The organism is Phenylobacterium sp. (genome assembly GCF_004799515.1).
Classification (GTDB): domain Bacteria; phylum Pseudomonadota; class Alphaproteobacteria; order Caulobacterales; family Caulobacteraceae; genus Phenylobacterium.
Genome location: NZ_SSMX01000004.1, coordinates 191,660 through 215,372 on the forward strand (window position 1 = coordinate 191,660; position 23,713 = coordinate 215,372).

Annotated in this window: 16 protein-coding genes; 7 read left to right on the plus strand and 9 right to left on the minus strand. The window is 67.2% G+C overall.

Going from position 1 to position 23,713, the window contains the following annotated elements; genetic code table 11:
- Positions 1-14 precede the first annotated feature (14 nt).
- Positions 15-5,954, plus strand: coding sequence for a hypothetical protein (locus E8A49_RS02970; RefSeq protein WP_293376181.1), 5,940 nt, complete (start codon positions 15-17; stop codon positions 5,952-5,954).
- A gap of 173 nt (positions 5,955-6,127) precedes the next feature.
- Here the strand turns inward: E8A49_RS02970 and E8A49_RS02975 are convergent, their stop codons facing one another.
- The 6 genes from E8A49_RS02975 to E8A49_RS03000 form a co-directional block, all read right to left on the minus strand.
- Positions 6,128-7,168 carry an alpha/beta hydrolase gene (locus E8A49_RS02975; protein ID WP_293376183.1) on the minus strand — a complete coding sequence of 347 codons (1,041 nt, stop codon included), beginning with the start codon at positions 7,166-7,168 and terminating at the stop codon, positions 6,128-6,130.
- A 32-nt stretch (positions 7,169-7,200) separates the two neighbouring features.
- Positions 7,201-7,842, minus strand: coding sequence for an alpha/beta hydrolase (locus E8A49_RS02980; RefSeq protein ID WP_293376185.1), 642 nt, complete (start codon positions 7,840-7,842; stop codon positions 7,201-7,203).
- A 368-nt stretch (positions 7,843-8,210) separates the two neighbouring features.
- Positions 8,211-9,440, minus strand: coding sequence for a redoxin domain-containing protein (locus E8A49_RS02985; RefSeq protein WP_293376187.1), 1,230 nt, complete (start codon positions 9,438-9,440; stop codon positions 8,211-8,213).
- Positions 9,441-9,566: 126 nt separating this feature from the next.
- Entirely contained in the window at positions 9,567-10,253 is a 687-nt protein-coding gene (locus E8A49_RS02990; protein WP_293376189.1) for a response regulator, read from the minus strand.
- Positions 10,254-10,263: 10 nt separating this feature from the next.
- A complete protein-coding gene (locus tag E8A49_RS02995) occupies positions 10,264-10,638 on the minus strand; it encodes a response regulator (RefSeq protein ID WP_293376191.1) in 375 nt (124 codons plus the stop codon).
- Positions 10,635-13,070: a PAS domain-containing protein gene (locus E8A49_RS03000; protein ID WP_293376193.1), complete on the minus strand. Its 2,436-nt coding sequence runs from the start codon at positions 13,068-13,070 to the stop codon at positions 10,635-10,637. The genes E8A49_RS02995 and E8A49_RS03000 overlap by 4 nt, the downstream gene beginning before the upstream one ends.
- A gap of 227 nt (positions 13,071-13,297) precedes the next feature.
- On the opposite strand from E8A49_RS03000, the gene E8A49_RS03005 reads away from it, so the two are divergent.
- The 3 genes from E8A49_RS03005 (at position 13,298) to E8A49_RS03015 (ending at position 16,526) form a co-directional block, all read left to right on the plus strand.
- Positions 13,298-14,614 (plus strand): epoxide hydrolase family protein, encoded by a 1,317-nt coding sequence (locus E8A49_RS03005; RefSeq protein WP_293376195.1) that lies wholly within the window; start codon positions 13,298-13,300, stop codon positions 14,612-14,614.
- Positions 14,615-14,754: 140 nt separating this feature from the next.
- Entirely contained in the window at positions 14,755-15,516 is a 762-nt protein-coding gene (locus E8A49_RS03010; RefSeq protein WP_293376197.1) for an ATP-binding protein, read from the plus strand.
- A 167-nt stretch (positions 15,517-15,683) separates the two neighbouring features.
- Positions 15,684-16,526, plus strand: a complete 843-nt coding sequence (locus E8A49_RS03015; RefSeq protein WP_293376199.1) for an alpha/beta hydrolase — start codon at positions 15,684-15,686, stop codon at positions 16,524-16,526.
- 204 nt (positions 16,527-16,730) lie between these two features.
- Here E8A49_RS03015 and E8A49_RS03020 read toward each other — a convergent pair whose 3' ends face one another.
- Positions 16,731-17,192, minus strand: a complete 462-nt coding sequence (locus tag E8A49_RS03020) for an Lrp/AsnC family transcriptional regulator (protein WP_293376201.1) — start codon at positions 17,190-17,192, stop codon at positions 16,731-16,733.
- 111 nt (positions 17,193-17,303) lie between these two features.
- On the opposite strand from E8A49_RS03020, the gene ald reads away from it, so the two are divergent.
- The 3 genes from ald (at position 17,304) to E8A49_RS03035 (ending at position 21,527) form a co-directional block, all read left to right on the plus strand.
- Positions 17,304-18,407 (plus strand): alanine dehydrogenase, encoded by a 1,104-nt coding sequence (ald, locus tag E8A49_RS03025; protein ID WP_293376203.1) that lies wholly within the window; start codon positions 17,304-17,306, stop codon positions 18,405-18,407.
- Between the two features lie 10 nt (positions 18,408-18,417).
- Positions 18,418-19,566: an aminotransferase class I/II-fold pyridoxal phosphate-dependent enzyme gene (locus E8A49_RS03030; RefSeq protein ID WP_293376205.1), complete on the plus strand. Its 1,149-nt coding sequence runs from the start codon at positions 18,418-18,420 to the stop codon at positions 19,564-19,566.
- A 119-nt stretch (positions 19,567-19,685) separates the two neighbouring features.
- Positions 19,686-21,527 carry a CocE/NonD family hydrolase gene (locus E8A49_RS03035; RefSeq protein WP_293376207.1) on the plus strand — a complete coding sequence of 614 codons (1,842 nt, stop codon included), beginning with the start codon at positions 19,686-19,688 and terminating at the stop codon, positions 21,525-21,527.
- On the opposite strand, the gene E8A49_RS03040 is transcribed toward E8A49_RS03035, so the two are convergent.
- Complete coding sequence (locus tag E8A49_RS03040) at positions 21,524-22,528, minus strand: dipeptide epimerase (protein ID WP_293376209.1); 1,005 nt, start codon at positions 22,526-22,528, stop codon at positions 21,524-21,526. The two genes, E8A49_RS03035 and E8A49_RS03040, sit on opposite strands and share 4 nt — an antisense overlap.
- A 148-nt stretch (positions 22,529-22,676) precedes the next feature.
- Positions 22,677-23,651, minus strand: a complete 975-nt coding sequence (locus E8A49_RS03045) for a LysR family transcriptional regulator (RefSeq protein WP_293376211.1) — start codon at positions 23,649-23,651, stop codon at positions 22,677-22,679.
- Between the last annotated feature and the right edge of the window lie 62 nt (positions 23,652-23,713).

Consider the following 23,713-nt stretch of genomic DNA (forward strand, 5'->3'; position numbering starts at 1 on the left):
CAGACTTCCACCAGATGTCGTCGACGGCGTTCGAGTCGCTTACGTGCGCGCTGCTCGACAAGGAGCCCGGGGTCGGAAGGGCGGATCTATATGGCACCCCGCGCCAAAAGCAGTTCGGAGTGGATGCGTTTGGCGAGACGGTGACGGGCCTGATCGTTGCCTCCTGCAAATGCTACGGGAAGGTTAAAAAGGGCGACCTTAAGACGTGGTCGGACGACTTCCTGAGCCATCTGGACAGTCACTGGCGGCCGCGCAACGTCCGCAAGTTCATCCTCGCCGTCGCTGCGCCCATGAATTCCGCACAGAGACTGGCGGACATCGACGCCGAGCGAGCGCGCTTTAAGGCCGTTGGCCTGGAATACGACTGTTGGGCACCGCGCCAACTGCAGGAGCTGCTGCGCGAACAGCCCGGCATCGTCAGCCAGCACCTTGGAGCGGAGTGGGAGCCGCGCATCTGCGGCCGTATCAACGGTACCATCCAGCCACCGAGCCAGACCGCCACGGCGTCTATGGACGACTTGCAGGCGCAGATCGAGGCGCTGAAGCAGGCCGTCTCCGGGGGCGTCGAGCAGCAAATCGACGCCGCCGCCCTTGAGCTCGAGAACGGCGCCGCCGCTGAAATCGAAGCGGTCATCGCCGGCATCCGCTCAGTGCCGACCTGGCCCAACCTCTCGCCGCGCGCCCAAGCGCGCACCTTGCGGCTTGAAGCCTCGCTGCTCATCAATCGCGGCGACCTGGACGGCGCCGAAGCACTCAGCCTTCAGGCCGACGCCATCCAACCGCAGGAAGAGCCGCGGCTGAGGGCCCTGATCGCCATGAACCGGCAGGGACCGGATGAGGCGCTTGCGATCCTGGGCGCGCCGACGACGACCCAAGGCCGCACGCTCCGGATCGGCCTGCTGTTGAACTCAGGGAATCTCGCCGACGCCGAGACTGATCTCTCAGCCATGCCGGCGGACGATGCGGAAAGCCTCCGGCTGCGCGCCCATCTACAGCTGATGCGCGGTGATGCGGCCGGAGCCTTCGCGTCGGCCTCCGCGGCCGAAGCGCACGCGCCGGGCCGCGCGGCGGTGCGCCGCGTTGGAGCCATAGCGCGGTATGCCGTGGCGCTTTCGGCGTCCGCGCCCGCGGAGTCGATGAGCTTTCCCCAGCCGGTGCCTCGCAACCTCGTCCGACAGGACGATGAAAGCCAAGGCCACCTGCAAGCGGCCTACGACGTCTTCCATCAGCTTGCACAGGCGGCCGGCCCGGAGTTTGGGCAAGCGGATCGGGTCTGGGCCCTGGCGTGTTTGTGCAACTCGGTGGGACGCACCGCCGAAGCCGCCACGCTTTGCGGTGAAATCCTGGACGGCGCGCCCGCCTCGCCGATCGCTATTGGCTGGGCTTTGGCGCGCGGGTTGGACTTCGACCGCACCCGCACGCTCGCGGCGGTCAGGGCGGAGATCGAAAGCGGCGCGGCCGATCTAAATGTGCTGCGCGCGTTTGAATGGCTGGCCCAGGACTTGGAGCCTGCCGATGCCGAGGCGTGGCTTCGCGGTCTGCGTGTCGATCACATGGCCGCCGACTTCGCAGCGGAGATGTCAGCCGTCGCTGAACGGATCGCAGCGCGTCGCACTGGACTTGAACCGGGCGAACCGACTGTGGCGGCCCTGGATGCGGCGCATCGCAGTGGAGATTGGTCGGCGGTCGAAACCGAGCTGGCGCAGCTGGCCGCGCAAGATCCGCCGCCGCCGATCCTCCTGGCGGTCGCCGACGAGTTGGCGGGCGCTGGCCGGTGGCCAGCCCTGCAGCCGCACATCAAGCTGATCGCCAGCTTTGCGACCGCCGATTCGATCCGGGTGGCGGCGTTCGTCGCCTACAACACCGGCGCGGCCCAGACGGCCGTCGACCTCCTTGGGCAAAATCTCTCTGCCTTTGCGGGCGGGCGCCTGCCCTTCGACCTTCGCCGCCTAGAGGCGCGGGCGCTCGTCCAGGCCGGCGATTTGCCCGAGGCCTTGCGCCGGGCGGCGGCGCTGGCTGGGGAATCCGGATCGATTTCCGACCAGATCCTTCAGGCGGAGGTCAAGTTCGCCATCGGCGACCTAGCCGGCGCGGCGCCGGCACTTCGGGCGGCCCTGAACGAGGGCGCCATGCCGGCACCCGATGCACTCCGGTGGTCCGGACGGTTTGTCGGGGAGGACCCCGACCTGGCCCGCACTCTGTGGCGCGCCGCCACAGCCAACGACCTCAGCGACGAGCTGTTGCTCGGCGCCGTCGACCTAGCTTTCCGGCTGAACCTTGCTCGGGAGCGGCCGGATCTTATGGCGTCCTTCCAGCGCCTGGCATCCGAGCGGCCGGACCTTGTTCAGACCCCCACGCTGGACGAGGTCGTGTCCATGATGCGCCAGCGCATGGAAGTCGCGGGCGAGATAGAAGCGGCCTGGACGCGCGGTGAGTTGCCCGTCCACCTGGCCTTCTCGTCGCTTCGCGGCAACTTGGCCGACGCCTATTTCCTTGAGCAGCCCCTCCGCTCAAGACGCCGTCCGATGTTCATCCGCCATGGGGGGCGCGGCGATCATTTCGAGGTGGGTCTGCCGTTCCAGTCCTGGCGGCTGAGCTTGGACATGACCGGCCTGCTCCTCGCCGAGCAGCTGGGCGTCCTTGCGCTCGCCGACGAGCTGAATATCCCAATCCGCGTCAGCCCGGCGATGCCAGCGGCGTTGATGATCCTGGAGGAGCGATCTCGGCCGCACCAGCCTGAGCGCATCGTCGCTACGCGCACCGTCGCCGCCGCCTTGGCCGCGGGCCGGATCAACGTCGGCGGCGGGCCGGCCGGGGCGATCACCATTGTCCACGAACCCGCGGAGGGACAGGGCATCGGACTGAACGCGTTCCCGGCGGCCCTGCGTCGGATCGGAGGGGTCGATCCTGGGCTTCTCGATCGGGCCCAGGCGGCCCTCGGGGGCGCCGGCGCCGATGAAGCTAGTCTGGATGCTGGCGTTTCCCTGAGCTGCCAGATGGGCGTGCTGAACGAGCTCGCCGGGGCCGGGCTACTCGACGCCGTTCTGGCGCGTTTCAACGTCTGGATCGAGGTCGCCACCGCGCAAAACCTGCGCGGCGAAATCGAGAGCGCCGATCGGGGCGAAGCCCTCGCCAACTGGCTGGCCAGGGTCCGCCGGTTAGTGCGCGACCGAATTGAGTCCGGTCGCTACGGCGTCCTGCCGTCCGCTCAAGTCCAGGCCGTGAACGAGCCCGACGAATCCGCGACGATCGAAGACCCGGTCGTGCAAACCCTGCTCGACGCCATCAAGGGGGCCGACATCCCAGGCGAAATCCTGTGGGTCGATGACCGCCACCTGAGCGGCTATCCGCGCGCCGGCCAAGCCATCATCGTCGGCGCCTTCGACGTCCTCGATCAGCTGAACCTGGACGGCCTTCTGTCCGATCAACTCTACTACGACGCCCTGCGCCGGTTGCGCGAGGCCGGCGCCCTGTTCCTGCCCGTGACCTTGGCGGAGGTCCTGCACCACCTCCGCGCCGCGGCGGTCGTCAATGGCGACGTCGTCGAGTCGCCTGGCCTGACCGGGATCCGCCGGAATGTTGCCCTGGCGCTCATCCATGAGGGCAGCCTCAAGACGCTCGAACAACCTGGCCCGCTCGAAGGCCGACCCAACGAATTTCCATTCATCCTGGGGCTCCGTCGATTGGCGGAGACTTCCATCGTCGCCGTCTGGTCCGATGGCGCGGGCGTCAGCGCCGCGCGGGCACGATCGGACTGGCTTTGGTCTGCCCTACGGGCCGAGCACCTGCGGGGGAACGATGGCCCGGCATTCGATCCTCGATTGTTCCCCGCGCTGAACATCGCGGGCCTGGCGGCCAGTTCGATCCAGATCGTCCCGAACGGTCCCGAGACGCCTGGCGAGACCCGAAAGGCTTTTTCGGCCTGGCTGGAAGAGGAAGTGGTGGGCTCACGGCTAAGGCTCGATCCCAGCCTGGCTGACGAGGCGGTCCGGATGACCGCGATGCTCATCCAATCGTCGGCGCGGCCCGAAGGCCGTGAACCGCGAGACCCGCAATATGCCGCCGCGATGCAGAGGCTGCTTCGGCTGGGTATCGCCCTGCTTCCGGAGTCCCTCCGCGACCGCGTGGCGGGAGACCCAGACGTCCGGCGCGCGGTCCGCTTGACCAACGCCCTGGCGATCCAAATTCGCGGGTCGGCCCTGGACGTCAACCGCTTCTGGAAGGCTGTGCGAACCGCCCTCTGTTATGGCGAAGCCCGGCTTCGGGACACGTCGGGCAAGCGCGTCCGGGTGAAGAGGGTCTCTTCGGAAGCCGTCCGCCTGTCGGGCGCCGTTCGCACGACCTTGGCTGATCCGGCCCTCGGCGTCCTTGCCGCGGAGGCCGGCGTTCGGCAACTGGCGGTGGAGAGTCTGCTGGACGAGGTCGATACCCCAGCCGCAAAGCGACCGGCCGCCCGGGCGAGATTGGCGAATGCGGTCACGCCAGCCGAGCGCATGAAGGTTGTCGAGGAGCTGCGGTCGAGCTCGATCTTGACCTTTGGGCGACGCCTGACCGAAGCGCTCAACCGAAATCAAACCATCGCCATGGCCCTCTTCGATCCGCCCCTAGCCACGGCTTGGCTCGACTATCTGAGGTGGCCCACCGATCCCGGTGCAGACGCTGTCGCGGAGGCTGCGAACACCCTCAGCGAGGACCTAGATGGTTGGACCGCGTTTGACCGGCTCGCCGCACTCCCGGTTCGGCTGCCCGGCCACGTCTATGAGGCCGCCGCCGGGGCGCCGCAGCGCGCCGAGTTTCCGGCGGGCTACGTGCGCACGCCGATGTTCGGTTTCCATCGCCTCCACGTGGAGGCGCGAGACTTGGCATTCGATGATCAGCAGCTCGGCGAGGCGGTAGACGCCATGTTGGCGGACTACCGCGGCCCAGCCTCCCTTTTTACGATCCTCTTGCGGTGGGCCGAGCGAAGGTTTGGCCAGCAAACCGGATGGGGGGATGTGGCACCGATGGCCCGCGTCGCGATCGTCTGGACCTACGCCGACTGCGTCACCGACATTCTCTGCAGCTTACCGCTCAATTTTGTCGCCACCGCAGAGTTGCTGCGCGATCGGCTACCGCCCCGCCGCCTAAGGGAAAAACTAACCCTGCTCACCGGGCTCGACGACAGCGTCTACGATCCGGAGGCAATCCACGCTGAGCCATTGCTCATGGCGGGACTGGAGTTCTGCCTCGGCAAACGCTTTGCCGGCCTTGAACCAACTGAGGCCCGATCGGAGGCCTTTACGGCCTATTTCGGCGCCCGGCTGGAGGACGGTAGCACGGTCAGCCGGCCCATGCGGGCGATGGAGGACATCGCCAATCCCTATCCCACCTGGCTTTCGCGTTCACCGGCCGACCACGGTCCGTTCGGTTCGACCCTGCTCGGCGACAGCTTTGTCGTCAGCGCGGTGGAGGCGCTGGCCAGTGACCCGACCGACATCAATTCCTGGCTCTACCTCGTCGCATGGGGCCCTCCCAGCCTCCCGGAAAGCGCGACGGAAGCCCTCCGCGCCGTCCTTGCGGACTTTGACTTGGGCGCTTTTGTCGACACGCGGGGTGTTCCGCTCGTGCGCGCCGTTGCGGAGGTCGCCGCGCGTCTGGCGGGCGAAGAGGCCTGCTCAGGGCTGTTGGAGAAGTTTCTCGCCTTTGCCGACTGGCAGTCGCAGAGAGATCGCGCAGCTGGCCAGTCAAATTCGGGGTGGTTGTCATCGCTTCTCGAAGCGGGAGCGACGGCGTCTCGAAGCTATGAGCCTGGACGCGGAATGCAGCGCTTCAGCCAGTTCGCCATAGGCCTGATGTCGTTGGCACCGGATACGGCCTCTACACTGCTTCGTGCATTCGACGCGGCCGTGGATCAGATCCCTACGGCCGCTTCACTGGAGCTTTGGCGGGCGCTGCTGGTGGCCCGCGCCACGTAGTGCGCGGAACCTCTGGGGCGTGAGCCGGCACCCTGGTCGACTTAAGCCGCGAGCGGCATCCAGCGCCCTAGTGCGGACCTTCCGAAGTTCGGCAATGAGTCAGTATCGGTCAAAGTGCCAACGTCTCGGATCCGCCAACAGCGGAACGTTGGCGTCAGGGCGCAAAGCTGGCCTTACCGTGTGGCCAAGTCGACGACCGCCTGGGCAAAGGCTTGCGGGTCTTCCTGAGGCAGGTTGTGACCGATGCCGCCGGTCACGGTGCGATGGGCGTAAGGGCCGATGAACTTCCGCGCGTAGGCGCCGGGCTCGAGATGCGGCGCGCCGTTGGCGTCGCCTTCCAGCGTGATCGACGGGACGATGATCGCCGGCGCCGACGCGAGCTTCTGCTCGAACGGGTCATACTTGGCCTCGCCCTCTACTAAGCCCTGTCGCCAACGGTAGTTGTGGATGACGACCGCGACGTGATCGGGATTGTCTAAGGCCACGGCTGAGCGGTCGAAGGTTGCGGCGTCAAAGCCCCACTTCGGCGACGCCAGCTTCCAGATCAGCCCAGCGAAGTCGCGGCGATATTTCTCATAGCCGGCTCGCCCTCGCTCGGTGGCGAAGTAGAACTGATACCACCACTGGAATTCGGCCTCTGGCGGCAACGGCGCCCGCCCCGCCGCCTGGCTGCTGATCAGGTAGCCGCTCACCGAGACCAGGCCCACGCAGCGCTCAGGCCAGAGCGCAGCCAGGATGTCGGCCGTTCGCGCGCCCCAGTCGCAGCCGGCAACGATCGCTTTCGGGATCTTGAGCGCATCCAGCAAGGCGATGGCGTCCACGGCGAGGGCCGCAGGTTGTCCGTTGCGGACCGTGTCGCTCGAGATGAATTGCGTCGTACCGAAGCCGCGGAGGAACGGCACGATCACCCGATAGCCTTTCGACGCCAGCCAGGGCGCGACGTCCACGTAGGTGTGGATGTCGTAGGGCCAGCCGTGGAGGAGCAAAACCGCGGGGCCGCCGGCAGGACCAAGCTCCGCATATCCTACATTCAATACACCCGCGTGGATTTGCTTCAGCGGGCCGAGGGACGTGTCGCCCGGCCGAACGTCGCCAAGCCGCGCCGCACTGGCCCGCGCATGTGCCAGCCCGCTAATCGCCAACTCCGCCGCAGCGACTGTCATGACTGAGGCGCCGAGCACGCGGCGGCGGTTTGGATGGATCAGATCGAGCATCGGATGTCCCTCGGGTCAAAGGTCACGCCCGATCAGGACGCCTTGGCGGCGGCTTCGATCAAGGCGGCCACCTCGTGCGGGTGGGTGACCATGACCACGTGCGACGCCCCGCGCACCACGACGACTTTCCGGGCATGGGCGCGGGCGGCCATGAACGCGAGCGCTGCCGGCGGAATGTTGCGATCCGCCGTGCCATAAATCGACCAGGACGGAATGGTCTTCCAAGCCGCGGTGACCGCGGGCTCGGTGAGCGCTCGCTGATCGACGGGTCGCTGTGCCGCTGCCATGAGACTGGCCTGAGGGGCGGGGACATCTGCGGCGAACTGGGCGCGGTAGCGGTCCTGCAGGATGTAGAGGTCCTTTCCGCCGCCGGGCAGATTGACCGGAGGGGCGAGAGTCGGGCCCAAGGTGCTGCCGGGGAACTTGCCGGTCAGGCCGAGACTGGTCTCCCCTGGTGCAGGCGCGAAAGCGTCCACAAAGACAAGGCCCTTCACGTTGGGCGCACTGCTGGCCGCGACCGACACAACCGTGCCGCCGTAGGAATGTCCGACAAGGATGACAGGACCCTTCACCGTGCGGACGACCGAGGCGACGTAGGCCGCATCACCGGCCACGCTGCGCAGGGGGTTGGCTACGGCCACCACCGGATAGCCGTCTCGCGTGAGGTCGGTCATCACCCCATTCCAGCTCGAAGACTCCGCGAAAGCGCCATGGACGAGAATGATCTCGGCTTGGTGGCGGGCTGAGTGACGGCCGGCGTCGCGACCGCCAGGGCGCCGGTCAGAACCGCGGCGTTCGCCAGAATGAGGCCAAGGAGCCCACGCGCCGGATGAACCGCACGCGCTGTGCAGGAGGTGGGTCGCGGCAACTTCACGATGTGGGGATGGGTCATGGGATCGTCCTGATGAAGGTGGAGTGCCGGCCCTCCCATTGGGAAGACCCTGGCCTTAGGCGCCCATCAGAGCAGTGGCGCCGCCTCGCGGATATTTGGACGATGGTGTCGTAGACACCTTGGCGCCCATCCGAATACAGCCGTCCGAGCTCATCCGAAGGTGAAGTCGTAGGCGCGGACGCCGGCGTCCAGGAACTCGATTTCGAAGGTCCTCGCCACCACTGGGCGCGCCTGGCGGACTAGCTGATACATGCGCGGTTCCACGACCCGTCCGAGGCCACCGGCGTCCACATCGACGCCGTGATCGGCGCCCGGAGCCTTGCCGTCGATCGTGATGCGGAAGCGCACGGGACGACCGTCCGCGGACGGCCCCAGGATCAGGTGGAGGTCGCGGGCATGGAAGCGGTAGGCGATCCGACCGGACGCTTGATCCAGCGTCGCGAATTCGTCCCCGGCGGTCCAGAGCCCGGCAAGGCTCCACCGGTTCAGCCCCAACGAGATGTCACCGCGGTAGGTTCGTCTCTCGTCATGCTTCAGCCCCCCGGGCGAAGCAAAGCCGCTCGCTCGGCCATAGCCGATGTAGGTCTCGGGCGAGCCCAGATCGCGCTCATCGGGAGCGGCTTCCGCGCCCTCCCCGGTGACGAGGGTGATCGCGCCGCCGACCGGCCTGCCGTTCGCTTCTGAGAGCAGCTTCTGGATCAGACGCTCGGACTGATCGTAGCTGCCCTCCCCGAGCACCTGACGGCGGACGCGGCCGTCGGATCCGAGGAAATAGAGCGCCGGCCAGGCCTCGTTGTTGAACGCCCGCCAGACATGGAAATGGCTGTCGAGCACGACCGGATAGTCCACGCCATAGGACGCCGAGGCGCGCCGGACGTTGGCGAGGTCCTTCTCGAACTCGAATTCGGGTGTGTGAACGCCCACAACCACTAGGCCTTCGGCCCGATATTTCTCGGCCCAGGCCCGCACATACGGGAGCACGCGCAGGCTGTTGATGCAGGAGTAGGTCCAGAAGTTCACCAGCACGACCTTACCCCTCAGGTCCTGGGCCCGAAGCGGCGGCGTGTTCAGCCAGGGTCCCGCCGCCAACACTGCGCGTTGCTGCGCCGAGAGCGCCGCACCGGGTCCCGCAAGAGCCGCGGTCCCAAGACCCAGCGCGGCGGTGCGCCCTTGGCCTTCTGCGCCCGTGGCGAGAGCCAGCGCGGCCATGCCGAGAACGCCCAGGGCCGCGAACGCGAGGCCGATGCGAAGGCGCTCTGCGCCGCCGCCACGCGCCCAGATCTCCATCAATCTGGGCAGGGCGAGCGGCAGGACGCACACCGTGCTCGCCACGGCGAGGGCGAGCACGCCGGCCCAAAGGCCGAGACTGGTGAGGGACATTGGGAAACCCTTCGGCGGCGTTGAGGCCTGCCGACATCAAACCAGTACGGGGGGCGCCGATCTATTTGGACGAAGGTATCCAGGACACCATGGTGTCGCTCGAGTGCCGCGACGCAGGCGCGGCTTTCAGCCCTTCTGGGGCGTCCCGATTCCCAGCCGCTCGCCCATCTTGACCAGGTCCGCAAAGGTCGCGGCCTTCATCTTGCGCACCATGCGGCCGCGGTGGGCCTTGACGGTGATCTCGCTGATGCCGAGGTCGGCGGCGACCTGCTTGTTCAGGAGCCCCTCGACTACCATCGCCAGTATCTCCCGCTCCCGCGGGGTGAGCCGTTCATATCGAGCCCGTAACATCCGGCTCTCGGCGCCATGGTCGGCGGCAGCCTGACTTCGCTCGATGGCGTCTCCAACGGCGGCCAGCAAGGCGTGCTTGTCGATCGGCTTGGTCAGGAACTCCATCGCTCCGGCCTTCATGGCCCGCACCGTCATCGGCACGTCGCCGTAACCGGTGATGAAGATGATCGGCATCTCCGTCTGATCGGCGCCGACCTTGTCCTGGAGATCGAGCCCGTTGAGATCCGGCAGGTTGACGTCGAGAACGAGGCAGCTCGGACCAGCGGCCGGCGCCCGCGCCAGGAACGCCTGCGCCGAGGCGAACGTCTCGGGGCGCCAGCCGGCGGCAGCGACAAGATGTTCGAGGGATTCCCGCACGGAAATATCATCGTCGACGATGAAGACAGTGGGGGCGTCGACAAGGTCGGACACCGACTCCTCGACTTCCGATTCCCTGAGCGGTTCTAGCGGGCTGGCGAGCATGACGGTCCTCTCAATTCTGCCCAAGGGCGGCGCGGACGGCTTCACGAAGCGCGGTGTGGCTGAACGGTTTGAACAGGCATTCCACGGCGCCGTCCTCCATCAGCCGCGGCCGCAGGGTCGCATCGGTGTCGGCGGTGATGAAGACGATGGGGATCGGCTGCCGACGGCGACGAAGTTCCTCCTGGAGATCCGGCCCGGACATCCCCGGCATGGCGACGTCCAGGAGGAGGCAACGGGTCTGGCCGATGTAGCCAGAGGCGAGAAATCCCTCCGCGGATGAGAACACCTGCACGGCAAACCCAAACTGCCGCAGCATGTCCGGCAGCGCCTCGCGGACAGATTGATCGTCGTCGACAACCGAGACGAGGGACTTCGAGGCGATCATCGTTTGCTCACGCTGTTACTGAAGCTCCGCCCAGGATCCGATGCGGCCGGGGTAGCCGTGACGCCTTGCCGGCCGGCGTCCACCGCCCCTTTGGGACGCGGGGGAATTGAAAACGAGAAGGTGGCGCCTGGCCCGTCGTTAGGGATCGCCCAGAGGCGGCCGCGGTGGCTTGCGATGATCGAACGGCTGACCGAAAGGCCGATCCCCATGCCGCCGGTCTTGGTGGTGTAGAAGGCGTCGAAGAGCCGGTCGGCGACGTCTGGACCGAAACCCGCCCCCGCGTCCTCGACGGACAGGCGGACCGCATCTCCTGCGTCCCGCTCGGTCCTGACCACGATCTGCCGCGGCCTATCGTCGATCCCGCTCATGGCGTCCGACGCATTCAGCAGCAGGTTGAGGATGACCTGCTGTAGCTGCACGCGGTCGCCCGTGACCGACGGAAGATCGTTCGCGAACTCGTAGCGGACGACGACATGGTTGCGTTGTAGCTCGCTCATCGCCAGCGCGATCACCTCGCGCGCGACGGCGCTCAGATCCATCGTTTCGAGCTGGGCGTCCTTGTTCGTGAACAGCGCCCGCAGTCGGGCGATCACTTCGGCCGCCCGGTTGCCGTCCCGGATCGTACGCCGGACGGTTTCCCGAGCGCCGCGCACGTCGGGAGGGTCAGCATCCAGCATCATCATGCAGGTGTCGGCATTCGTGATGATGCCCGACAGCGGCTGGTTGACCTCGTGGGCGATGGAGGCGGTCAAGGCGCCAAGACTGGAGACGCGGGCCACCCGCGCGAGTTCGGACCTGGCCTTGGTGAGCGCCTCCTCCGACAACCGGCGCGGCGTCACGTCCTGCACGGCGGCGATGTACTCCAGCTCGCCGTCCTGATCACGGCCCGCACTCGCCACCACGTAGAGGTACTTCGTCGCGCCGTCCGGCATCAGCAGCCGGTACTCATGGATGTAGTCGTTCCCGAGCTGCTGGGCGTCCAGCATGTCCTTGAAGGTGAAGGCGTCGTCGGGATGCACGCGGGTCATGATCAGGTCGAGGGTCACCGGAACGCCCGGCTCGAATTCGAACATGCGGTAGATCTCGTCCGACCAAGTGATCTCGCCTGTGGACATGCGCTTGGAGAGGCCGCCGGTCGAACTTAGTCGCCGCGTCTCTGCGAGGAAGGCCTCGCTCCGCTTCAGCGCCGCGTCGCTCTGCGCGCGCTCAATGGCGATGCTGGCGATATGGACGATCTGCTCGATGACTGCCTGATCCGCAGCGGTCGGGGTCTTCGGCTGATCGTAGTAGATCGCGATGGCCCCCAGGACCCGTCCGGGGCACGCCGGGATCGGGATCGACCAACACGACCGAAGGCCGTGCGCCATGGCCATTGGGAGCCAGTCGTCCGCCCACCGGGCCTCCTTTGAGAGGTCGGGCGCGATCACCTGCCGGCCGTCGTGGACCGCCATCGCGCAAGGTCCGGACTCTACGGTCACCGGTCGCCCGACAATGGAGGTGATGAAGCTCTTGGGCAGACTTGGCGCCGCGCCGTGCTTCAGCCGCGCGGCGTGCGCGTCGATCAGGACGATGCTGCAATAGCCTCCGCTGATCGTGTCCTCGACCAGTCCACAGAGCGCGTCGAGGATGCCGGCCATCGGCTGCCCGGTGGCGACCATCTCCAACACAAGTTTTTCGCCGGCGAGCAGCACTTCGGCCTGCTTGCGGTCGTCGATGTTCATCTGGAGGAGATGCCACATGGCGATGCGGCCATCGTCTTCGCGCAGCGGCACGCCCAGGGTCCGGAACCAGTGATATTCGCCGTCCGCGCGGAGGAAGCGGGCTTCGGTGTCGCAGTCTTCGCCGGTTGCAATGGAATGCCCCCAGCGGCGCATGAGTTCGGGGCGGTCGTCGGGATGAATCTTGGCGTCGACCGGAAGCGCCCTGAGCTCCTCGAAGGGTGTTCCGAAGTACTCCATCATCTGCCGATTGCCGTCCGCGAACACACCCTCCGGCGTCATCAACATCAGGTTCGCCGGGAGGCCGTCGATGATCGACCGGAAGCGGTGCTCGCTGACACGGAGCTGTTCTTCGGCCTGCTTGCGGTCCTCGATCTCGGTGTTGATCCCGACCCATTTCGTCGCTCGTCCGTCGGCGTCCAACAGGGGGGCGGTGCTGAAACGGAACCAGCGACACACGCCGTCGTGGCGGCGCAGCCGGGCTTCCGCTTCACCGGGCTGGCCGGAGGCGACGCTTGCGCGCCATGTCGCCAGCAGGCCCTCAAGATCGTCCGGGTGGATGGCGGCGTACCAGCCGAAGTCACAGGCCTGGCTTAAGGTGAGGCCGGTGTAGTCGCACCATCTCTGGTTCAGATAGTCGGTCCGTCCGTCCGGAAGCGCCGTCCAGACCAACCCGGGCAAGGCATCGACGACGCGGCTGAGGTCGTGCTCCATCCTGTTCCCCTGGCGCCGTCCCAGCCGCCGTGCGCGTAGGATGCGCGGTGCTCGCCGCAGCGTCTATGAACACCATGGTGTCGGGTCGGCGAAGGCGCCCGAGCGCCTTGGACACGATAGTATATCAGACACCATGGTCCAAATATCGGGGCTCGAATTCTCCTGATCTCATGAATGGGTCGTCTGCGACCTGCAGCCAAATTCAAGATCACGTCAGGAGAACTTCCATGAGCTCAGTATCCGGCTCGCCGACCCGGCGCAACGTGCTCGCCACGTCTGCAGCAGGGGGTGTCGTTGGCGCCGCCATGTTCGCCTCGCAAGGCTTCGCCGAAAGCCTTCTGGAGAGCGGCGGCGGGGGCGCGGGCGGACCCGCAATCCGACCCTTTCACGTCAAGGTGCCGGAGGCGGCGTTGACCGACCTTCGCCGCCGGATCGCCATGACCCGCTGGCCGGACAAGGAGACCGTCACCGACCAGACCCAGGGCGTCCAGCTCGCCAAGCTCCAGCCGCTCGTCCAGTACTGGGGCTCCGGCTACGACTGGCGCAAGGCGGAAGCCAAGCTCAACGCCCTCCCGCAGTTCATCACCGAGATCGACGGCCTCGACATCCAGTTCATGCACATCCGCTCGCGCCACGCCGACGCGATGCCGATGATCATGACCCACGGCTGGCCGGGCTCGCCGCTGGAGCTCCTCAAGGTCATCGCGCCGCTCACCGACCCGACCGCGCACGGCGGCCGCGCCGAGGACGCCTTCCACCTCGTCCTGCCCACCATCCCCGGCTACGGCTTCTCGGGCAAACCTCGCGGGACCGAGTGGGGTCCGGAGCACATCTGCCGGGCTTGGGACACGCTGATGCAGCGCCTCGGCTACGCCAAGTATGTGTCGCAAGGCGGCGATTGGGGCGCAATCATCTCCGAGATCATGGCCGTCCAGGCGCCCCCGGGGCTGATGGGCATCCACATCAACATGCCCGGCACCACCCCGCCGAGCGTCCTTCGCCTGATCCAAAACCGCGACCCTGTCCCGGCGAACTTCTCGCCGGCGGAGAAGGCGGCCTTCGCCCGGCTCGAATACTTCTACCGCAAGGGCTTCGGCTACGCCGAGATGATGAACACCCGGCCGCAGACCCTGGGCTACAGCCTGGCGGACTCACCGGTGGGCATGCTGGCGTTCTTCTACGACAAGTTCGAGGAGTGGACGTTCACCGGCGGCCAGCCGGAGCGGGAACTGACCCGCGACGAGATGCTGGACGATGTCACCCTCTACTGGCTGACCAACACCGGCGCGTCCTCGTCGCGGTCCTACTGGGACGCAGCGCAAGGCGGGGGTGGGCCCTTCAACGCCTTCGACATCCCCAACGTGCCGGTGGCCGTGAGCATCTTCCCCGGCGAGATCTACCCGGCGCCAAAAGCCTGGGGCGAGAAGTGCTTCAAGAAGCTCATCTACTGGAACGAGGTCGACAATGGCGGCCACTTCGCCGCCTGGGAACAGCCAGAGATCTTCACCAAGGAGATCCGGGCCGCGTTCCGATCGCTGCGCTGATCGAGAGCCGGGTGGCGCGCGGGTCGCCGCGCGCCACCCTCTCTACCTCCCCGTCGATCGAATTCCGCTGCCCCGCGAGGGCGCGGGCAGCTCCATCCAGGACACAGACAATGGACCCTCGGCCCTTCGAAGACCTGTGCGTGCGCGAGCGTCAGGACCAAGCCACCGGCGGAGCCCAGCTCCGGCGCCTGGCCGCGGTCGGCCTGATGACCCCAAGCATCGCGCACGACGTCAACAACATGCTGCAGAGCGTCGGCGGCGTGCTCCATATGATCGACCGGCGGATCGCCCACGGTTCGCCGGAGGAGGTCGCGATGCTGACCGCCGAAGGTCTGCAGGCGATCGACAGGGCCACGGCGCTTTCCAAGCGGCTGATGGCCTTCGGGCGGCCCGGCGCGTCCATGCAGTCCCGGGTCGAGGTCAATGCCCTGCTGCGCGATCTCAAGCCGCTTCTTCAGTGGGCGCTGGGGTTCGAGATCGTGCTCGACATGTCGCTGACGGAACGCGAGCTCGAGACCTGGTGCGACCCGCAGGATCTGGAAAATGCGGTGATGAACCTCGCGGTCAACGCCCGCGACGCCATGCCGGAAGGTGGTGTGTTCTCGCTCAGGACCGTGCGCGCCGAACTTCCGCTCGACCTGCCCGGCTTGCTCAGCGGCAACTACGTCATCATCGTCGCCGGCGACACCGGCGAAGGTATGACGCCTGAGGTGATCACGCGCGCCTTCGACCCCTTCTTCACCACCAAAGGACCCAGTGAAGGCTTCGGCATGGGACTCCCGTCGGTAAAGGCGTTTGTCGACGCCAGCGGCGGCGTCGTCGACATTATCAGCCGTCCCGGACTGGGGGCGACGGTGCGGCTCTACCTGCCGCTCGCCCGCCCGAAAACGCCTCCGGATTGAACACCCACACCGCGGCGCTCAGCAACGCGCTGAGCCCGCGCGACCTCGGCCGCCCCACGCTCGCTCCCCCGCCCGTCGGCGGCCGCCCGGCGCTCCCACTCTGCCTTCCTCCCCCGCAGCCGTGGGGGCGCCGGACCCTCTCAACCCCACGCCCAGGAAGTCGTCACATGTCCAAGACCCACAACACTGCCCCGACGCAATTCATCGAAGCCGGAGGCGTCCGCTACGCCTACCGGCGCTTCGGATCGGGACCGGGACTGCCGCTGATCTGCCTGCAGCACTTCCGCGGCGGGCTCGACAATTGGGACCCTCAGGTCACCGACGGACTGGCCAAGGGGCGCTCCGTCATCCTGTTCAACAATGCCGGCGTCGCCAGCTCCAGCGGCGAGCCCGCCGACACGATCGACGGCATGGCGCGTCACGTCATCGCCTTCGCAGAGGCGCTCGGCTTGCAGCGCTTCGATCTTCTGGGGTTCTACACTGGGGGCTTCGTCGCCCAACGGCTCGCCCTGGATCGTCCGGACCTGCTCCGCCGGATGATCCTGGCCGGCACCGGCCCAGAAGGCGGCGAAGGGATGGTCGGCTATCCTGAGCTCGCGACATTCCACGCCACTCGTGAGGTCCCGATAGAAGAAGACTTCCTCTACCTCTTCTTCTCGCCGACCGAGACCAGCCAGGCCGCAGGCCGAGCCTTCTGGGAGCGCCGCCATGCGCGCGCTGACCAGGATCCAGCGTCGTCCCTGACGGCCATGGCCGCGCAAGCGAAGGCGATCAATACGTGGGGCGCAGTCACCGAGCACGCTCGCTACGCCAGCCTCAAGGACATCGAGCTCCCAGTGCTGGTGGTCAACGGCAAGACCGATGTCATGGTCCCAACCGTCAACTCGTTCATCCTGCAGCAACACCTGCCGAACGCCGAGCTCGTCCTCTATCCGGACTCCGGACACGGTGCGATCTTCCAGTTTCCGGACCAATTCGTTCGCGACGTTCGGCAATTTCTGGACGGCTAGCGGCCCTGATGCATCCTCGAAGCGGACTCCCCGAGCGTCCGCTTGGAGTCAGGAGCAGTCCGGGGGCCAACGTCGCCGATACGCCAGGAGCAGAACCGGCAGTCCAGGCCTCGCAGATGCAGCCTTCCACGAAGTTCCGACAGGGCTCGACGCGCGACGTTTCCAAGCGACCTTTCGTAGCGTCCCTACTAGCCGCCGCGCGCCCTAGGCGGTTTCAAACACCGTGCGGATGCTGAATTGCGAAACCAGGCGCTGTACCCCCGGCAGGCGCGCCAGGACCTCACGGTGGATCCGCTCGAAGCTATCCTCAGCGCTTACCGGCACTTCCAGCAGATAGTCAGACTCCCCGCTCATCAGGTGCGCCTGGGCGATGACGGCGCAGCCGCGCAGGGCGTCCTCGAAACAGACCAGGGTGGGCTGGGTCTGGTCCTTTAGGGTCACCGAGACGAACACCGTCGTCGGATTTCCCCGCGCTTCGCGCGAGAGGCGCGCGCGATAGCCGGCGATCAGTCCGGCCGCCTCCAGAAGCTTCACGCGGCGATGCGCGGCCGAGGCCGACAGGCCCACCAAGTCTCCCAGCGAACTACTGGTCAAAGCGCCATCGCGGCCCAGGGCGGAGAGAATCCGCCGATCGATGGGATCGATCTGGATATTCTCCGAATTCACGAGGCCTCCTCAGGATATTAATTCAATTTGCCCGTAAACTACGCCGACTTCGAGAGGAATTCCAGGGCGGACGCGCGCAAACTTCCCGCAAATCAGCGCGAGGAGACAGCGGTGCACGTCGGCGTTCCCAAAGAGATCAAGATTCACGAGTACCGCGTGGGGCTGACCCCCGAGACGGTGGGCGAACTCACCGCGCGAGGTCATACCGTCACCGTCGAAACCGGCGCAGGCGGCGGAATCGACTACTCGGATCAGGACTACCGTGACGCCGGCGCGGCGATCTCCAAGACCGCCGACTTCGTCTTCGAGCACGCCGACCTGATCGTGAAGGTCAAGGAACCGCAGCTGAAGGAATGCGCCAAGCTGCGGGCCGGGCAGACGCTGTTCACCTATCTCCACCTGGCGGCTGACAAGCCGCAGGCCGAAGCCCTGATGCGGTCGGGCGTGACGGCGATCGCTTATGAGACGGTCACCGACGGCCGCGGCGCGCTGCCCCTGCTGCGTCCAATGTCCGAGGTGGCGGGCCGCATGAGCGTCCAGGTTGGCGCCCACTATCTTGAGCGCGAGCCCGGGGGCCGCGGCATCCTCCTGGGCGGCGTCCCGGGTGTCGCGCCGGGCCAGGTGGCGATCCTGGGCGGCGGCGTCTCCGGCGTCCATGCCGCGGAAATGGCCCTCGGCTTGCGCGCTGAGGTGACCATCTACGACATCTCCAACGCCCGCCTGGCGGAACTGGATCAGATCTTCGAGGGCCGGGTGAAGACCGCCTACGCCTCGCGCGCGGCGATCGCAGCCGCGGTGAAAGCGGCGGACCTGGTGATCGGCGCGGTGCTGATCCCGGGCGCGGCGGCGCCGAAACTGGTGACCCGCGAGATGCTGCGCACCATGAAGCGCGGCGCGGTCCTGGTGGACATCGCCATCGATCAGGGCGGCTGCTTCGAGACCTCGCGCGCGACCACCCATGACGCGCCTGTGTTCTTAGAAGAAGGCGTCATCCACTACTGCGTCGCCAACATGCCGGGCGGCGTCGCCCGCACCAGCACCCAGGCCCTCAACAACGCCACCCTGCCCTTCGTCCTGGCCATCGCGGAGAATGGCGCGCAGGCCGCCATGGCGGCGGACCCACATCTCGCCCAAGGGCTCAATGTCGCCGACGGCGCGATCCGTCACCCCGCGGTGGCGACTGCGCTTGACCTCTCCTTCACCCCGCCCAGCTAGAGGCCTTCCCATGTCGAAGGACATCGAACCCTTCCGGGCGATCGCCATCAGCAGCTTGGCCCATCAGCTCAAGGCGCAGGGCCGCCCGGTGATCCACATGGAGTTCGGTCAGCCGTCGACCGGCGCGCCCGCCGCCGCCATCGCGGTGGCCCATCGCGTCCTGGACAGCGACGGGATGGGCTACTGGGAAAGCGCACCGCTAAAGGCGCGCCTGGCCCGGCACTACCACGACACGTACGGCGTGGAGGTGGAGCCCGACCAGTTCATCCTGACCTGCGGCGCTTCCCCGGCGCTGGTCCTGGCCCTGACGTCCTGTTTCGCGCCGGGCGACCACGTTGCCCTGGCGCGGCCGGGCTATGTCGCCTATCGCAACAGCCTGCGCGCCCTGCACATGGTCCCCGTGGAAATCCCCTGTGGACCGGAAGAACGCTTCCAGCTGACGGCGGCCCGTCTGGCGGCGCTCGATCCCGCGCCGGCCGGGGTGATCGTCGCGAGCCCGGCGAACCCCACCGGCACCATCATCGCGCCCGACGAATTGGCGGCCATCGCCGCGGTCAGCCGCGAACGCGGCATCCAGGTCATCTCAGACGAAATCTACCACGGCTTGAGCTACGTGGAGCCCGCTCGCTCGATGCTGGAATTCGAGCCCGGCGCCGTGGTGATCAGCAGCTTCTCGAAATACTTCAGCATGGTGGGCTGGCGCCTGGGCTGGCTGCTGGCGCCGAAATCGCACCTGCGCCGGGCGCGCACCTATGTCGGCAATCTCTTCCTGACCGCGCCCTCGCTCAGCCAGCACGCGGGCCTGGCCGCGCTCGACAGTCGCGATGAACTGGAGGGGCACCTGGCGGTCTACCGCGCCAACCGCCATCTGCTCCTGGACGCCCTGCCTCGCCTGGGCCTCAACGCCATCGCCCCGCCCGACGGCGCCTTCTACATCTACGCCGACGTCGGCCACCTGACGGACACCAGCCTGGCGTTCTGCAAGGCGCTGCTGCAGGAGACCGGCGTCGCCACCGCGCCGGGCGTCGATTTCGATCCGGTCAACGGCCACAGGTTCATCCGGTTTAGCTTTGCGGTATCGACCGTGGAGGTCGAGGACGCGATCGCCCGGATCACCCCCATCTTCACCGACCCTGCCCGGCGCCTCGCCACCGCCTGAGGCGCCCTTCGCGGCTAATGCCGCTATTAGGCCGTCAGGCCTTTGCCTCGCCGCCAATCGGCGGGACGCTGCCGGTTTGGCGACGCCGCGACGCGCGCGACAGGCCACGGGGAAACACCATGACTGAGGCGCCCTGCCCGAGCCGGTTCCGCGACGTTGCGGCGTCGTGGTTAGGCGCCGCGCTTGGACCGCTGTTCGCGATCGCACTCGACGCCACGCCCCTGGCCGCGATCGCCGCGCCGGACCCCAATCCGCCCAAGACGGTCCAGATGAAGACGCTGTTCGGGCTCATGACGCCGATGCGTGACGGCGTGAAGCTGGCGTCCGACGCCTTCATGCCGACGGAGGCCGTCCGCTATCCGATTATCCTGATCCGCACTCCCTACATCCGGATCGGCCACGACGATGCGCAGACGGAGCGGTTTTTCGTGGCGCACGGCTACGCCGTGGTGATCCAGGACACCCGCGGCCGCGGCGATTCCGAGGGGACCTTCGACTTCTTCTTCCCCGAAGCGCAGGATGGCTACGACACCATCGAATGGCTGGCGGCCCAGCCTTGGTCCAACGGACGGGTCTGCACCCTGGGCATTTCCTACATGGGGACGGTCCAGTGGCTCGCGGCCAAGGAGCGGCCGCCGCACCTGGTCTGCATGGCGCCCTCCTCGCCCGCCGGCGATTTCCTGCAGGAACTGCCCTCGGCAGGGGGCGCCTTCAAGATGGGCTGGGCGCTCAAGTTCCTCAGCGACCTCACCGGCCATCTGGCCGAGGGGCCGAGCCAGGGCGTGGTCGATTGGGAAAAGGTCTATGCCCATCGCCCGCTGATCACTGCCGACGAGGCGCTTGGACGGTCGGTGCCGCTCTACCGCACCTTCCTCCAGCACGACACCATGGACGCCTACTGGCGGCGCATCCAGCTCGGGCCCGACGATTTCGCCAAGATCGATATCCCGGTGCTCACCACCACGGGCTGGTTCGACGGCGACCAGATCGGCGCGCTTTACGACTGGCGCGGCTACACCGGCCGGCCTGGCGGCGTGCGCGACGCCTTCCTGGTGATCGGACCCTGGACCCACGCCCAAAGCTGGGACGGCGGCGCGGAGAGGCTTGGCGAGTTCGAGCTAGGCAAGGACTCCATCGTCGACAATATGGCGCTCCGGCTCGCCTTCTTCGACCGCTACCTCAAGCAGTCGGCCGACCGGTTCGACGCCCCGCCCGTCCGCGTCTTCATCACCGGCGCCAATGTTTGGCGGACCTTCCCCGCCTACCCCGTCCCGCAGGCGCGTGCGACACGGTACTTTCTCTCTAGCGCCGGCCGCGCCAACACCAGGGCCGGCGATGGGCAGTTGTCGACGGCGCCGACGAAGGGCGAAAACGCCGACGGCTTCGTCTATGACCCGAAGACGCCAGTTCCCTTCGTCACCGGCTCAGGCGACGGCCGCGGCGTCGACCGCAGCGCCATCGAAGGCCGCGACGATGTGCTGGTCTATTCCACGCCGCCGCTGACCCACTCAGTCCAGATCGTCGGCAACGTCGGCCTCGAGATCTATGCGGCGAGCGACGCGCCGGACACCGACTTCGTCGCCACGATCACCGACGTCGCCCCCAACGGTCACGCCTTGCTCTTGGGCCCGCGGGGCGTCGGGGTCATCCGCGCGCGTTACCGTCACGGCCCCAGCGGCAAGGTCGAACTCCTCACCCCCAACAAGCCGGAGGCCTTCCGCATCGACCTGGGCGATATCGGCCACGAGTTCCTGCCAGGGCACCGCATCCGCATCGACCTGACATCCAGCGCCGTCCCGAGCATCAATCCCAACCAAAACACCGGCGCGCCGATCGCCACCGACACGGAGTGGCGGATCGCCCACCAGAAGTTGCTGCACGGAAAGCTGCATCCGTCGGCGCTCGTTCTGCCGGTGGTCGAAGGATCCGCCGCGGCGGCCGGTCCGGGGCGCGCGCCCTAGCCGCCGCCCCAGACCTGCGGACCGCAATCGATGTAGCCGTCGACATAGTCGGCGGCGGGCGTGCGATCCCGCGCGAGCAAGAGGGGGCCATCGAGGTCCACCACGTCGCAGAGTTGGCCGACGATGAAGCCCGGGGCCATGCCGAGCGAGGTGCCGGTCATATTACCGACCATGACCTTCAGCCCGCGCGCTCGGGCGGCGCGAGCCATGAGCAGGGCTTCCGTCAATCCGCCGCTCTTGTCGAGCTTGAGATTCACGACCTGGCAGCGGGGGCTGACGCCTTCGATGTCATTGAGGGTCTGAATGCTTTCGTCGAGGGCGATCTCGATCGCGCCGTCGTAAGTCTCCAAGAGGTGGTCCAAACCTCGCGGGAACGGCTGTTCGATGAGCTGCACGCGGCAGGCCTCCAGGGTCTGCAGCAGCGCCGCGAGCGAGGCGGGCGTAAACCCCTGGTTCCCATCGACGCCCAGCCACACCTCTTCGCGCGCGGCGCGGACAGCGCAGATTCGTTCGGCGTCCAGGTCATCCCCCGAGAGCTTCACCTTGATCGCCCGCGCGCCCACGTAGTCTCGGGCCCGCTGCGCCATCATCTCTGGCGCGTCGATCCCGATGGTGCAGGTCGTCAGCAGCGGCCGCGGCGCGCCGACCCCCGCCAGGCTCCAGACCGGCACGCCGGCGCAGGCGGCGTCGAGGTCCCAGAATGCGCAGTCGAGCGCATTGCGCGCGCCCCCGACCGGCAAGAGCGCCTGCAACCCCTGGCGCGTCACCCCACGCTCGACCTCGCGGCGCACATCTTCAAGGTCCGCCAGGATCGTCTCGACGGTCTCGTGGAAATAGTAGACGCCGGAGGCCTCAGCGCGGCCGCGATGATCGCCCGACGACAGGGTGACGGTCACCACCGCGGAGTCTTCGAAGGTGTGCCCGCTGATCCGGAACGGGGTCTTCAAGGGGAAGCGCTCGATCACCGCATCGAGGCGCAGGGGTTCCGCGATCAAGGGCATGGGCGAGCACGGCTCCGACAGGGTTCGGCGCGGACCGTGCAAGCCGGGGGCTGAGCCGACAATCGGCCCCCTCCTATTGGCCCATTAGCGCTCCTAATGTTGAGACCGGCCGTGGGCGGGCACCGTCGTGCGCAGCTGCGGCACCGGGTCAGGGTTGCCGAGAGATCATTGCCAAAGTGTCGCGCTGCGTGCGCTCCAGCGCCTGGATCACCCAGTTCGCGAACCGCCGCACCGGCGAGCGCGCATTGCCGGGCCGCACGGCGAACACCCGATAGGTCGCCCCCGGCACCGGCGGCAGATCGCTGGCCGCCACCAGCTCGCCCCGCGCCATCAGCCGATTGATCAGCACGGAGCGACCCATGGCGACCCCCTGTTCGGACAGGGCGGCGTGATAGGCCAAGTGCGCGAGGTTAAAATGGCGCTCGCCCGAGATTTGATCGCGCCATGTTGGTTGGCCCGTCTCCCAGACACGCCATTCGGTGTCCTGCGGCCCGCCGAAGCAGGGCGCATCGTCATGCAGCCGGGTAAGTTCTGGAGGGCCCCCGCCGGCCATCATGGCCTCGCGGTAGGCCCGCGTGCAGACCGGCATGATCAGCTCGGGCAACCGGGCCAATTCATGCAGGTCACTCACGCCGTCTCTCGAATAGGACAGCAGCACATCGATGTTCTCATCTTCGAGGAATTCCGCTGAGGGCTGGAACATCTCCGAGCGGATGAACAGCTGGATGTCCGGGTTCTCCCGGTAGAACTCGTCGAGGGACGGCACCAGCCACTCGGTGGCGAGCGAGGGGATGCAGCTCACGACCACCGAGCGACGCTGGGACCGGTCGAAGCGGCTCAGCGTGCCGCTGAGCAGGACGGCCACCTGGTCCATCGAAGCCAGGACCGCCTCCCCCGATTGCGTGAGGACGAGCCGTCCACTCTTGCGTGAGAAGAGCGTCGTGCTGAGCCGGCCCTCCAGCCGGATGACCCTTTGGCTGACCGCCCCTTGCGTCACCCGCAGGCGTTGGGCGGCGCCGGTGAAGGAGCCCGCGCGCGCAGCGTGCCGGAACACCCACAGATCCGACAGCATCTGCGGGTCGAGCCGATAGGCGTCGAGATCGTCAGGCTTGGACAGGGCCACCACCATCTCCGATGCGCGGCGCAATCGCGGGTGCCTTCATTGGCTGATCCAATGGCGTTGAG

Excerpts from the sequence above, each read along its gene's own strand:
- E8A49_RS02970 (WP_293376181.1), top strand. The coding sequence starts at position 15 with ATGTCGTCGACGGCGTTCGAGTCGCTTACGTGCGCGCTGCTCGACAAG.
- E8A49_RS02975 (WP_293376183.1), bottom strand. The coding sequence starts at position 7,168 with ATGCTCGATCTGATCCATCCAAACCGCCGCCGCGTGCTCGGCGCCTCA.
- E8A49_RS02980 (WP_293376185.1), bottom strand. The coding sequence starts at position 7,842 with ATGACCGACCTCACGCGAGACGGCTATCCGGTGGTGGCCGTAGCCAAC.
- E8A49_RS02985 (WP_293376187.1), bottom strand. The coding sequence starts at position 9,440 with ATGTCCCTCACCAGTCTCGGCCTTTGGGCCGGCGTGCTCGCCCTCGCC.
- E8A49_RS02990 (WP_293376189.1), bottom strand. The coding sequence starts at position 10,253 with ATGCTCGCCAGCCCGCTAGAACCGCTCAGGGAATCGGAAGTCGAGGAG.
- E8A49_RS02995 (WP_293376191.1), bottom strand. The coding sequence starts at position 10,638 with ATGATCGCCTCGAAGTCCCTCGTCTCGGTTGTCGACGACGATCAATCT.
- E8A49_RS03000 (WP_293376193.1), bottom strand. The coding sequence starts at position 13,070 with ATGGAGCACGACCTCAGCCGCGTCGTCGATGCCTTGCCCGGGTTGGTC.
- E8A49_RS03005 (WP_293376195.1), top strand. The coding sequence starts at position 13,298 with ATGAGCTCAGTATCCGGCTCGCCGACCCGGCGCAACGTGCTCGCCACG.
- E8A49_RS03015 (WP_293376199.1), top strand. The coding sequence starts at position 15,684 with ATGTCCAAGACCCACAACACTGCCCCGACGCAATTCATCGAAGCCGGA.
- E8A49_RS03030 (WP_293376205.1), top strand. The coding sequence starts at position 18,418 with ATGTCGAAGGACATCGAACCCTTCCGGGCGATCGCCATCAGCAGCTTG.
- E8A49_RS03035 (WP_293376207.1), top strand. The coding sequence starts at position 19,686 with ATGACTGAGGCGCCCTGCCCGAGCCGGTTCCGCGACGTTGCGGCGTCG.
- E8A49_RS03040 (WP_293376209.1), bottom strand. The coding sequence starts at position 22,528 with ATGCCCTTGATCGCGGAACCCCTGCGCCTCGATGCGGTGATCGAGCGC.